The 12,349-nt window shown below is 55.8% G+C and carries 12 protein-coding genes; 9 read left to right on the forward strand and 3 right to left on the reverse strand.

Going from position 1 to position 12,349, the window contains the following annotated elements; all coding sequences use genetic code 11:
• Positions 1-16: 16 nt before the first annotated feature.
• A complete protein-coding gene (locus tag MHI24_RS23090) occupies positions 17-922 on the reverse strand; it encodes an AraC family transcriptional regulator (protein WP_340021860.1) in 906 nt (301 codons plus the stop codon).
• Positions 923-1,089: 167 nt separating this feature from the next.
• Here MHI24_RS23090 and MHI24_RS23095 point away from each other — a divergent pair, with 167 nt between their 5' ends.
• The 6 genes from MHI24_RS23095 (at position 1,090) to MHI24_RS23120 (ending at position 5,975) form a co-directional block, all read left to right on the forward strand.
• Positions 1,090-1,944, forward strand: a complete 855-nt coding sequence (locus MHI24_RS23095; RefSeq protein WP_340021861.1) for a sugar phosphate isomerase/epimerase family protein — start codon at positions 1,090-1,092, stop codon at positions 1,942-1,944.
• 5 nt (positions 1,945-1,949) lie between these two features.
• Entirely contained in the window at positions 1,950-2,972 is a 1,023-nt protein-coding gene (locus tag MHI24_RS23100; RefSeq protein WP_340021862.1) for a Gfo/Idh/MocA family oxidoreductase, read from the forward strand.
• A 47-nt stretch (positions 2,973-3,019) separates the two neighbouring features.
• A complete protein-coding gene (locus tag MHI24_RS23105; protein ID WP_340021863.1) occupies positions 3,020-4,033 on the forward strand; it encodes a Gfo/Idh/MocA family oxidoreductase in 1,014 nt (337 codons plus the stop codon).
• A gap of 128 nt (positions 4,034-4,161) precedes the next feature.
• Positions 4,162-4,668, forward strand: a complete 507-nt coding sequence (locus MHI24_RS23110) for a metallophosphoesterase (protein WP_340021864.1) — start codon at positions 4,162-4,164, stop codon at positions 4,666-4,668.
• A gap of 110 nt (positions 4,669-4,778) precedes the next feature.
• Positions 4,779-5,240, forward strand: coding sequence for a GNAT family N-acetyltransferase (locus MHI24_RS23115; RefSeq protein ID WP_340021865.1), 462 nt, complete (start codon positions 4,779-4,781; stop codon positions 5,238-5,240).
• Positions 5,241-5,261: 21 nt separating this feature from the next.
• Entirely contained in the window at positions 5,262-5,975 is a 714-nt protein-coding gene (locus MHI24_RS23120; RefSeq protein ID WP_340021866.1) for an HAD family hydrolase, read from the forward strand.
• Positions 5,976-6,354: 379 nt separating this feature from the next.
• Here MHI24_RS23120 and MHI24_RS23125 read toward each other — a convergent pair whose 3' ends face one another.
• On the reverse strand, positions 6,355-7,473 hold the full coding sequence (locus MHI24_RS23125; RefSeq protein ID WP_340021867.1) for an FAD:protein FMN transferase: 1,119 nt from the start codon (positions 7,471-7,473) through the stop codon (positions 6,355-6,357).
• A 247-nt stretch (positions 7,474-7,720) separates the two neighbouring features.
• Here MHI24_RS23125 and MHI24_RS23130 point away from each other — a divergent pair, with 247 nt between their 5' ends.
• Both MHI24_RS23130 and MHI24_RS23135 read left to right on the forward strand, forming a co-directional pair.
• Entirely contained in the window at positions 7,721-8,293 is a 573-nt protein-coding gene (locus MHI24_RS23130) for a TetR/AcrR family transcriptional regulator (protein WP_340021868.1), read from the forward strand.
• Positions 8,294-8,416: 123 nt separating this feature from the next.
• Positions 8,417-10,168, forward strand: a complete 1,752-nt coding sequence (locus MHI24_RS23135; RefSeq protein WP_340021869.1) for an SGNH/GDSL hydrolase family protein — start codon at positions 8,417-8,419, stop codon at positions 10,166-10,168.
• Between the two features lie 201 nt (positions 10,169-10,369).
• Here MHI24_RS23135 and MHI24_RS23140 read toward each other — a convergent pair whose 3' ends face one another.
• Entirely contained in the window at positions 10,370-11,302 is a 933-nt protein-coding gene (locus tag MHI24_RS23140) for a glycosyltransferase (RefSeq protein WP_340021870.1), read from the reverse strand.
• Positions 11,303-11,526: 224 nt separating this feature from the next.
• On the opposite strand from MHI24_RS23140, the gene MHI24_RS23145 reads away from it, so the two are divergent.
• Positions 11,527-12,252 (forward strand): DsbA family oxidoreductase, encoded by a 726-nt coding sequence (locus MHI24_RS23145; RefSeq protein WP_340021871.1) that lies wholly within the window; start codon positions 11,527-11,529, stop codon positions 12,250-12,252.
• The last annotated feature ends 97 nt before the right edge of the window (positions 12,253-12,349 follow it).

The raw sequence follows: 12,349 nt of genomic DNA on the forward strand, positions 1-12,349 counted from the left end.
ATATTTTTACATCCGGCTACAAAATGCGCGAAAGCTTGCGGTAGGCACGCGGTGAAATGCCCTCATTCGCTGTGAATACCCGGCTGAAGTAATGGATGTCCGGATAGCCGACCCGTCCGCCCACGGCTTCAACCGACTCATCCGTCTCGCGCAGCAGCTTGCGGGCTTCCCGGTGACGGATGGCCCGGAGATATTCGCCCGGAGGCATCCCGGCAAGCTCGCGGAATAGCTTGGAGAAATGGTCCTCATGCATATTCATCGCGGCAGCCATCGACCGGTTAGTCCAGCGGCTGGCCGGATGCAGCTCTATTTCGTCAATCAGCGCCCTGATCCGTTCTTCATGCACCGAAGCCTTGGCCAGCCGCCGGGAGCTCTGGGAGCGCAGCAGCGAAGCCAGGATGTTCAGCATCAAGCCGCGGCAGACCCATTCGTAACCGGCATGACGCATCGTAAATTCATGGACAAGCTGCTCCATGGCAAGGACACATTCGGGGGAGGGCGTGTATACAGGGTCTTCAGACAGCGGCATGAACGGGGCGGTCACTGCCTCCACTGCGAACTTCCCGGCAGATACGTCATCCTCGTTGACCAGCATATCCTCTTCCCGGGCAATGACGGATTCGCCAAAAAAGTCGAAGTGAATCCCCAGCAGCCTCGTCTCGGCTTCCGAGACAATGATGTTCTGATGATACACCCCGGAGGAGAGGAAGATGAGCTGGCCTGAGCTTAAGCGGAACTCCTGATGATCCATTCGGGTTACAAGATTCCCGTGCCGGATGTAGAGCAGCTCGAAATCATACAGTCTTCTTCTAGGAAAAGTACAGGGGGCAAGGGTCTGCAGCTGAGCGTAATGAATTCCAGGCGACCATTCCCTGGAGGGCACCTGTCGTCTTAAAGGATAAGAAGGTTGGGGTGTAGCCATCGCTGATCCTCCTATACGAAAAGTTAACCGGAATAATCCAAAAGTTATCAGTATCTCCTAAATCAATCACGATGTATAGCTATTATAATCTAAATATAACAAGGGAAACAGAGTGTTATAATCTAAATTCCTGAAAAACGGAAAATAACAAAAAGAGGATGATTCATATGAAGAAAGGTATTAATATCTGGTCGTTTCCTGAAGGTATGGAAATTGCGGAATGCGCCCGCATCGCGAAAGCGGCAGGGTTCGACGGCATCGAGCTGTCTCTGAATGAGACCGGGGAGCTGGGGCTGCAAACCAGTGAGAAAGAGGCCATCAAGCTGAAGACTCTCATCCACGATACCGGCCTTGAGATTGCAGGGTTAGCCACTGGTCTGTACTGGTCGTACGCGATGACCAGCGAGTCCGCAGCCAACCGGACGAAGGCCGTGGACATCTGCAAAAAGCAGCTGGAGCTTGCCGCTATCCTGGGCGCAGATACGATTCTGGTAATTCCGGGTGCAGTGGGCGTGGATTTCATTCCCGGCTGTGAGGTGGTCTCCTACGACAAGGCATACGATCGGGCGCTGGAGGCGGTATCCGCTCTGGGGGCGGAGGCGGAGCAGGCGGGGGTTGCTATCGGGATCGAGAATGTGTGGAACAAATTCCTGCTGTCGCCGCTTGAAATGCGTACGTTCATTGATGCCGCCGGCTCAGACTATGTAGGCTCATATCTGGATGTGGGCAATGTGGTTCATTCCGGCTACCCGGAGCAGTGGATAAGCATTCTGGGCCACCGGATCAAGAAGGTCCACTTCAAGGATTACCGCCGCGATGCCGGAGGGCTGCATGGCTTTGTTGATCTGCTTGCCGGAGATGTGAATTATCCGGCCGTGGCGGAGGCGCTCGGGGAGATTGGATACGACAGTTATGTGACGGGTGAGATGATTCCGGCGTACAAGCATCATCCGGAGCAGATTATTTTCAATACATCTGCATCTATGGATGCCATTCTGGGACGCTCCGGTTCCAGAGGATAAGCGGGATGGCGGCAATGCTCAAGGTGGGGCTGGCTGGCTTTGGTTTCATGGGACGGATGAACTTCGATCAGCTCGTCCGGCTCGGCGAAGAGGGGTATGGAGTGACCTTAACCGCCATATGCGACCCGCAGATCGGGACGCTGAAGGACGCAGCATCCGGCGGGAATATGAGTACAGCGCGTGAGACCTACGATCTGTCCGCGTATAACCTGTATGGGAGACTGGAGGATATGCTCGCGGGTGAGGAGCTGGATGCCGTCTGTCTGGCGGTGCCTACCTTCCTTCATGCCGATATGGCCTGTTATCTGCTGGAGCGCGGCTGCCATGTGTTCTGCGAGAAGCCGATGGCCCGGTATTCTGCTGAAGCCTGGAGGATGGCGGACGCGGCGCGGCGCAGCGGCAAGACGCTGATGGTCGGCCATTGCCTGCGGTTCTGGCCGGCTTATGAGTATCTGAAGGGGCTGGTCGCCAGCGGCGGATTCGGCCGGGTGACCGGCGGCTTCTTCTACCGGGGGTCAGGCGCGCCGAAGGGCTGGCTTGTCAATCGCGAGCTGAGCGGGGGCTGTATGCTGGATATGCACATCCATGATACCGATATGATCCAGTATTTGTTCGGGAGACCGGAGAAGGTCTCGGCGCTCGGACGGAATGTGGTGCCGGGCAGCGGCTATGACATCGTGTCGTCCCATTATTATTATCAGGGCGGCAAGGTTATCAATGCCCAGGCGGATTGGACGCTGGAGGGGGACTTTGGCTTCAGCATGGGCTACCGGGTCAATTTTGAACAAGGCAATTTGGTGTTTGACGGTAGTGTGGTCCGGGTGAATCCGAACGACAGGCCGGGCTACGTTGCACAGCTCCCGGAGCATACCGGCTACTATAGAGAATGGATCTATTTCCTGAATGCGGTCCGTTCCGGCAATCCGGTGTCAACCTGCCTGCCTGAGAGCACGGCAGCCTCGCTGGAGATCATTGAGGCTGAGATGGAATCCGCCGGCCGGGAAGGTGCCTGGGTAAGGGTGGAATAATCTGCACAAGAACAGTATGGGCCTTGGAGCCCGGGAGGGGTGTCAGTATGCTGAATATAGGATTAGTCGGCTTCGGCTTCATGGGCCGGATGCATTTCGATAATTATGCACGGCTGAGGGAAGAGGGTTATCCGGTTGTCCTGAAAGCCATTTGTGACCTGCGGATTGCAGAGCTTAAGGATGGCAAAGCGGACGGCAATATGAGCACGGCCCGCGAAGTATACGATTTGACGGCTTACCGTCTCTATGAGGAGCTTGAGACGATGCTGGCAGAGAATGAGCTGGATGCCATTGATCTCTGCGTTCCCACGTATCTTCATGCTGAAATGGCCTGCTCCCTGCTGGAGCGCGGCTACCACGTCTTCTGCGAGAAGCCGATGGGCCGAACCTCGGCAGAAGCCCGGAGAATGGCGGAGACGGCAGAACGCAGCGGGCGGAAGCTGATGATCGGGCAGTGCCTACGCTTTTGGCCGGGATATGAGTATTTGAAAGAGACGGTGGAATCCGGCCGGTTCGGCCAGGTGACCGAGGGGTACTTCTACCGCGGCTCCGGAGCGCCCAAGGATTGGTTCCTGGATGAGAAGCTCAGCGGCGGCAGTATTCTGGACATGCATATTCACGATACGGATATGATCAGCTACCTGTTCGGCAGACCGGAGAAGGTATCGACGCTTGGGCGGAACGTGCTGCCCGGCAGCGGCTATGATCTCTGCTCCACCCATTACTATTATGAGGATGGCAAAGTGATTAATGCCCAGGTCGATTGGACGCTGGAGGGGGATTTCGGCTTCTACATGGGGTACCGGGTCAATTTTGAACAGGGTAATCTGGTGTTTGACGGTGCGCAGCTTCAGGTGAATCCCAATCATAGGCCGGGATACACGGCAGAGCTCTCCCCGGATGCCGGATACTACCGGGAGCTGGTCTATTTTCTGGATGCGGTAATTCATGACAAGCCTATTGTGGTGTGCACCCCCGAGAGTGCGGCGGAGTCGCTGGAGATCGTCGAAGCGGAGGTGCGCTCGGCGGATGCCCAAGGGGAATGGGTTGCGCTGAAGTAGAGGAAGCCGTCTCGCGTTACCCGCTCTCTTGCTTGCTTATCCTCTGTGCACATCGTACAATTAGCAGAACATTAGTAACGTTTAACTGTGGCTAAGGGCATGATTACACGGAGTAGGAGTTGAAGCAGATGAAGATTGGAGTAGTCTCGGATACCCATTTGTCACGTTCGGCAGCCAGCCTGCCCCGCGCGCTTACGGAAGAATTCAGCCAGGTGGACATCATCCTGCATTTGGGCGACTGGGTGGCGATGGAGATCTACGATATGTTGTCCCAGCTTGCTCCGGTGGAGGGGATCGCCGGCAACAATGACGGATATGACATCATCCAGCGCTTCGGGGAGCGCAAGATTGTGACCCTGGAAGGCATGCGCATCGGGATGGTGCACGGACATGCCCCCTATTCCCGCAAAGGGACGGATGGCAATGCGCTGCTGGCTTTTGAAGGCCAGGATGTGGACTGCATCCTCTTCGGCCATTCCCACCAGCCGCTGATGCGCCGGGAGAACGGGATTCTGCTGTTCAACCCCGGCTCCCCTACGGACAAGCGGCGGGAGAAGCAATATTCGTTCGGCCTGATGGACATAACGGACGGGAAGATTACGGCCCGTCATGTCTTTTATGATTCCAAGGCGTAAGGGGATAATTATCCATACAATATGCTGTTTTCTCTATGGGCTATGGCTGAAGCCACGTCTTAGAATAGTCCTATAGTACATGGCGCATGCCGCAAAAAGGGGGAGCAGCATTGTTGAACTTTCGTTTTGAACGGGCAGGGCTTGAGGATGTAGAGGAGCTTGCACCTCTATTTGACGAATACCGCAGCTTCTACGGCCAGCAGCCGGACAGGGAAGCTGCCAGGGAATTTCTGCAGGCCAGGCTGGAGAATGGGGAATCCGTTGTCTTCATGGCGGTTGCCGGCGAGGGGGAAGACAGGCGCATCTACGGGATCGCGCAGCTGTACCCCTCATTCTCTTCCGTTACGGTTCAGCCTGTATGGATTCTGAACGATCTGTTCGTGACGCAGGAGCAGCGCGGGCAGGGACTGGGCTCTCTGCTGCTTGAAGGCGTGAAGGGCTTCGCGCAGGGGACAGGGGCCAAGGGTCTTACTCTGTCCACCATGATGGACAATACCGGGGCCCAGCGTCTGTATGAAGCCCACGGGTATGTGCGGGATGAGAGCTTCTTCAATTATTACTTATATTTCTAAGGCAGGGTTAGGAGAGTTCGTGTGACGGAGACAAGCAATAAGCTGGCTGTATTTTTTGATCTGGACGATACGCTGTACGACCATCTGGTCCCGTTCCGGGAAGCCGTGCGGGAGGTGCTGGCCCCTGCAGAGGACAAGCTGGATTATGCGGAGCTGTTCTACACGGTAAGGCATCACAGCGATCTGCTGTGGCCGAAGTACTTAAGCGGGGAGCTGGAGCTGGAGGACACGCGGGTGATGCGGCTGGAGCTGGCTTTTGCCGAGTATGGTCTGCCGCTCTCCAGGGAGCAGGCAGCGCAGATCCAGGCCTCCTACATCAGCCGCCAGTATACGATTGAGCTGATTGAGGGCGTGGCGGAGCAGCTTCAGCGCTTCATCAGCCGGGGCCATCCGGTAGGCATTATTACCAATGGCCCGCAGGCGCACCAGATGGCCAAGCTGCGCGGCCTGGGGATTGACCGGATCATCCCGCCGGAGATGATCTTCATCTCGGATGCCGTCGGCCTGGCCAAGCCGGACCCGGCGATCTTCAGGCATGTCAACAAGGTGACGGGAACCCGGCCGGAGAACAGCCTCTATGTCGGTGACACCTGGGCCAATGATGTGGTCGGGGCGCTTGCGGCAGGCTGGCGGGTCTGCTGGTACAATCCGCGCGGGCGTAAGCCGGGGACGGACCATACGCCGAGCCATATTTTCAGCAATTACAAAGAGTTCAGTGAGCTGCCGCTGGTATGAGAGCTGAGTGATTACAAAGGCGTATCCAATTCTACAAATAAAGGTGCCCTCCATTAATGGAAGGCACCTTTTAATTTAGGAATTATGCTATAACCGAATACAATGGTTACTGCTACTCTGAGAGATAGGCCCCGGGCTTCACAGCCAGTAACATTTTCACTGAAATCCTGCAAGAATTGCAACAATTCTGCCCCATAGAAGCGATTAATGCTGAAATCCTGCACAAAAGGCAACAAATCCGGCGCTAATTTGCTCTAACTACTGAAATTTGTGCAAATTATGCAACATTGTACCTCAGCCGGTAACCGGTAAAGAGGAATTCTGCAATATGTGCAACAATTCTCTATACAAGCGGCTGGTGAGAGAAGGCATCAGCATCCTAGTCCGCAAATTGGTAGGTCGAATCGGTCAGATTCAGCCGCTTTTTCAGCTCAGAGGTGGCGTAAATCTTGTTGTCGTCTGTGATGAAGAACGCCTCAACCTTCTCGGGCAGTGCTTCAAGGTATTTCATGCCGTCTTCGAGGCCCATGAGGAACACCCCGGTGGACAGAGCATCCGCATCGGTGGCGTTCGGGCTCATAATGGTAATGCTCTTCAGCCCGTTCTGGGAAGGGAAGCCGGTGCGCGGGTCAAGAATATGGTGGTAACGCACCCCGTCCTGCATGAAGTAACGCTCATACACCCCGGAGGCGTCGATAACCTCGTCAGTAATCTTAATCGTGCCGAGCTGGGTGCCCCGGCTCTGATCCGGGTCCTGCAGGCCGATATTCCACGGCGAGCCATTCGGCTTGTTGCCCAGGGCAATGATGCTGCTGCCGCCGAGATTGATCATTGCGCTGTTCAGTCCCTGCTCCTTCAGGTAGTCGGCGATCCGGTCAGCCGCATATCCTTTGCCGATCCCGCCCATGTCCAGCACCATGCCTTCCCGGGCCAGCTTGACCGTCTTCGCAGCGTCATCGACGATTACATCCTTATAATTGACCAGACTCCGCGCCTTGTCGATCGCCGCCTGATCCGGCACACGCTCGCCGCCTTCGCCGATCGCCCAGAGGTCTACCAGCGGCCCGATGGTCGGGTCATACAGCCCGTCCATTTCCTCGGCATATTTGAGCGAGAGCTTCACAATATCCAGCGTCTCATCAGACACGGCAACGGCTTCCTTGCCCGCCGCCTGATTCACCGCGTATAACTCCCCGTTCGTCTTGGTCCGGCTGAATTCAATGTCCATCCGCTCCAGCATGGCCTGAATATCATCCATATTCTTCTGCTCTACCGTATTGCCGAACACCTTGATATTGACGACCGTATCATAAATATAGAACGTCTGCTCCAGAGATTTCGTATCACCGTCTTTGGAGGCCGTAGCGCCGCCGGAGGTCTCAGTAGCAGCCGGGCTGTCCCCGCTCTTATTGCCCACGGTAAGCCAGATCACCACAGCAGCAGCGATAATCAGGACGAGAGCGGCCAGAATGACACCGGTTTTTTTGTTCTTAGACATATTCCACCATCCATACAATTAGTTTCGTGGTTGCATCTTTACTATCATACCCCAGAACGAACGGGGAAGGATACTGATTTGGTGACATTTTGCGGGAGAAGCGCCGCGTGACGGGGAGGACGGTGTGATATTTTGATATAAAAAGTTGTCTTCTGCCTGCCGCCATGGTAAATTGAGGGGGTTATGTGACCGGAACTTAATTATAGTCATTATGGGATATTCATTCCCGAAGAAAGGAGCTGTATCTATGTCCATTGACCGCAAAGCGCTGATCCTGCAGGCCGCAACCTTGTCCTTCGTGCAATTCGGCTATAAGGCTACAACGATGGATCAGGTATCCAGAATCGCCAATGTGGGCAAAGGCACGATCTATACATTTTTCAAAACCAAGGAAGAGCTGTTCGAGGAAATTCTGGACAAGGCTACATCGGAGCTAACGTCTGTGATGAACAGTGTGGCGGCGGAGCATTCGACCTTCGTCACTAAGCTGCTGCATCTGCTCGATTCCATTCTGGAATTCCGCCAGGACCATGAGCTGTTCGCGAAGCTGGCCCAGGAGGTGCGGGATATCGGAACCGTTCAGGCGCTGGAAGGTGTCAAACGGATGGAAGCGTATGCGCTGGACTTCCTGAGACAGCAGATCGAGGAGGCCATCAGCCAAGGAGAGGTGAAGCCCTGCGATTCCAGTGTGGCGGCATTCATGATTCTGCGGATGTACCTGGCCCTCACGATGGAGTGGAATAAAGCCCATGAGCCGCTGGACCAGGAGCGGATCAAAGAGCATATGCTGCTGTTCATCTCTACAGGAATTCTGCAATAACGGGCTTGGGGAAGGAAGACAATCCGGGCGCAGCACGGAATCAGGCACAGTACATAGAAAGGCAGGGTACTGCTGTCTATTCCTGTAGTTGAGAGCGCCTTCATGGAAGAGAGGCTGATGGTAATGAATGAGTATAACAGCAGCGAGGAGCTTGGGGAAAAGGGAGGACCGGCAGCACCCAAAGATCCGGTGGAGCGGCGGGAGGGCTTCTTCGTCATGTTCGAGACGGCGATTGAGGCCACGGCGCGGCCTGACGGTAAGCCCTCGCAGGAGGAATATCTGGAGGGCAACTATCTGATTGACAAGGCCAGATACATAGGCGGGGTTACAGATGAAGCGATGCTGGCGATGCTTACAAGCTGGGAGGGCTTCCGCAAGCTGGTTCACAGCATCGGCGTGTCGGTGAAGACGGCGAAGGAAAATAAAGCGGTCACCTTCCTGATGCAGAACTGGGGCCGGACCAGCAAATATGAGACAGGGACGCAGCACCGCGTAGCCTGCCCCGGGGATGGAACAGAAACTTTGCTTACGCTGGAGGACATCGGGTGGTCGGTGGATGATGTGGCACCGGGCAAATTCGCCTTCGAGTTCGAGGAGGAAGGTGAACTGGCAACAGCCAGCATTGTCCTCTATCTGCATGACGGGTATCATGCTCCTGAGCTTACAGCGGAGCCTCCGGTTGACTTCGGCGCACCGGCCTACCGCGAGATGGTTGCCGGATCGCTGCTGCACCGCGGCAACAACCGGCGGCTGAAGACAGCGATTGACAAGGCAGTGCGCGGTGAGGATGTGACCATGGCCTATATCGGCGGGTCCATTACGCAGGGGGCGGGAGCCAAGCCGATTCATACCGGGTGTTATGCCTATCAGTCGTATCTGCGGTTCAAGGAGCTGTATGGCAAGGATGGCGGTGAGAACATTCACTTTATCAAGGCCGGGGTGGGCGGAACGCCGTCCGAGCTGGGCATGATCCGTTATGAGCGGGATGTGCTGAAGGATGGGGCGGCCGCCCCGGACATTGTGATTGTGGAATTTGCCGTGAATGATGAAGGGGACGAGACGAAGGGCAACTGCTACGAAAGCCTGTGCCGCAAAATCCTCTCTGCTCTAAACCAGCCTGCGGTTATCCTGCTGTTCAGTGTGTTCGTCAATGACTGGAATCTGCAGGAGCGGCTCTCGCCTGTGGGCAGACGCTATAATCTGCCTATGGTCAGCGTCAAGGACGCGGTGACAGCGCAGTTCCGGCTCAGCAAGGCTGAAGGGAATCTCATCTCCAAAAGACAATTCTTCTACGATATCTACCATCCTACGAACGACGGGCATCAGGTTATGGCAGACTGCCTGGCTCATCTGTTCGCCGAAGCCGGACAGTCCGGGATGGACGAGGAGGAGGATACGCTGGCGGGACCGCCTGTGATTGGCAATGACTTCGTAGGTGTCCGGCTGCTCGACCGCAAAAGCGAACTGAGCCAAGCCGGTACTCCGGTTACTATCGAAGCTGGCGGCTTCGGGGGAACAGATGAGGATGTGCAGATGGTGGAGATGGATGACAGTCCGTCCGGCACCCCGCAATTTCCGTACAACTGGCAGCATACCGCCTCCTCTGGCGGCGAGAGCTTCAGGCTGAAGATCACAAGCCGGAATCTGATCCTGGTCTTCAAGGATTCAGGCAGCGCAGAAGCCGGCAAGGCGGAGGTGCTCGTTGACGGCAGGCTGGTCCTGACCGCCGATCCGCATGTGAACAACTGGACGCATTGCAACGCAGTTATTCTATATCAGGAGCAGCAGAGCCGGGAGCATACCGTAGAGATTTGTATGGCAGAAGGAGATCAGGACAAGAGCTTCACGATCCTGGGCTTCGGGTATACTGTATAAAAGCAATATAAGGGTGCCTCAGAGCTGCGTTGAAGCGGCTGTCTGCGGCACCCTTTTTTGCGATTAGTTGGGGAATACGAAAAACCGAACACAATGGGCGGGAACGTGGGTGCGCGGACCGGATATAAGGGGCACAAGGCCGCAGCATCCTTGAACTGTTTGGTTCTGTACCCCTTATCTGTTCTTTCCGGAATGTTGCGCTTAATCCAGCATAAACTCCCTATATTTATTCTTGCGGGGGTTGAGGACAAACAGGATGCCGCTGGCGTAGCCGGAGACAGCATTGAAGTTCCGCTTGAGCGTAGACTTGACGGCGAGGTAAGACAAGGTCCAGAGCAGAGCGGCATAATTCTTCACCGGGGCCTTGCGCAGATTCAGCAGATAGTAGTGGTTGACGGCAGTGGCCCGGGCCACCCGGCCTGCCTTGTCGCGCGAGCTGGGCGATTCATGGTGCATGATTTTCAGCTCCGGGTTAATCACCAGCTTGCCGTATCTGCTGGCCAGATGGCACATGTAGATATCGTCCGCCACCGCGTAGCTGGTCATCCAGGGGTAGGGCTTCATATCGCGCAGCGCCGAGCTGCGGAAGGACATATTGCAGCCGTGAAAAAAGTCCGTCTCAAACGTCTGCTCCGTCTCGCCCCACAGCAGCAGGGAACCGGCCAGTGTGCTGGCCGACAACCGGCCCGGTGAAGCCGACATTTGGCAGGTCAGCCGGCCGAGCAGCTTGCCGGATCTGCTGCTGGAGAGACCTTTGGCGATGCCGCCGACACCGGCAATGGTCGGGTCAGACGCGTAGGTATCCAGCAGCTTGCGGATATATAACGGGTCGTCCAGCTCTGCGTCATCGTCGAAGCTGAGCATGATCCTGCCGTCGATCAGCCCAAGCGCTTCGTAGCGGGAGAGCCAGACGCCGGGTCTGGTTTTGCGGTAATACCGCAGCTCTGCATCCGGCAGACGCCCGAGCACCTGGCGGAAATAATCCAGCACCTGCTCCTCCATTTCGCCGTCATCCACAATCAGCAGCTCTATAGAGACGTCCTCCAGTCCCGTCTGCCTGCCGATGGACTCTATGCAGAGCGTAAGGTCGCTGATCCGGTTGCGTGTAGGAATGACTATCGACAAGTCATGCATTGCCATTGACTCCTTCCGGGACGCCATAGACCGTCCGTTGGTATTAGGGGCGCAGGGCCCCTTCGCTGCTTTTATTTTACCTGCCGCGGCTGCCAGGCGTATATACCTCTTTGGTTTACTTTTGTTCGGGACCGGCAGATTTATATTCAGAAAGTTTGTTTGTAATTTTCGGTTTATAACTATATAATAGTAAGTGAAATTAACAAACTTCAGGAGGAATTCCGATGAGAATTGATATATGGTCTGACTACGCCTGCCCCTTCTGCTATATCGGCAAAAGACGGCTGGAGCACGCGTTGAGCCAATTCCCCGGCCGGGATCAGGTAGAGGTCGTCTTCCGCAGCTTCCAGCTCGATCCTAATGCCCGCACCGATGAGACGCGGGATATCCACGAGCTGCTGGCCGCCAAATACGGAATGACCCGCGACAAGGCCAAGGCGATGAACGCCCAGCTTGCCGAGCAAGCCCAGGGAGTGGGGCTGGACTTCCATTTCGATACGATCCAGTCTACGAACACATTCGACGCTCACCGCCTGAGCCATTATGCTGCAACCCAAGGCAAGGCTCCGCAGTTGACCGAACGGCTGCTCCGCGCTTACTTCACCGATTCGCTGAATGTGGGTGACCGCAAGGTGCTGGCTGAGCTGGCCGCCGAAGTTGGACTTGATCAGGCTGGAGTAGCAGAGGTTCTTGACAGTGAGGCGTATGGCGACCGGGTGGAGGCCGACATTGAAGCGGCCCGGCAGCTGAACATCACCGGCGTTCCGTTCTTTGTCTTCAACAATAAGTACGCCGTATCCGGCGCGCAGCCGGGTCCGGTATTCACTGAAGTGCTGGACACCGTATGGGCGGAGGAACAGAAGGGTCCGGAGCTTCAGGTGGTCGGCCAGCCGAAGTCCGGGGCTGCACCGTCTGCTGACGGCTGCGATGACGGTTCCTGCAGTATTTAATTGAATTTTGGAAGGGAGCTGACCGTGACAGCTCCCTTTCGTTTTAATGGGAACTGTAGGGATTGGTGCGGAAGAATGAAAAGTTAGGCAGGAGGAA

The sequence above is a fragment of the Paenibacillus sp. FSL K6-1096 genome, from assembly GCF_037977055.1.
Classification (GTDB): Bacteria; Bacillota; Bacilli; order Paenibacillales; family Paenibacillaceae; genus Paenibacillus_AQ.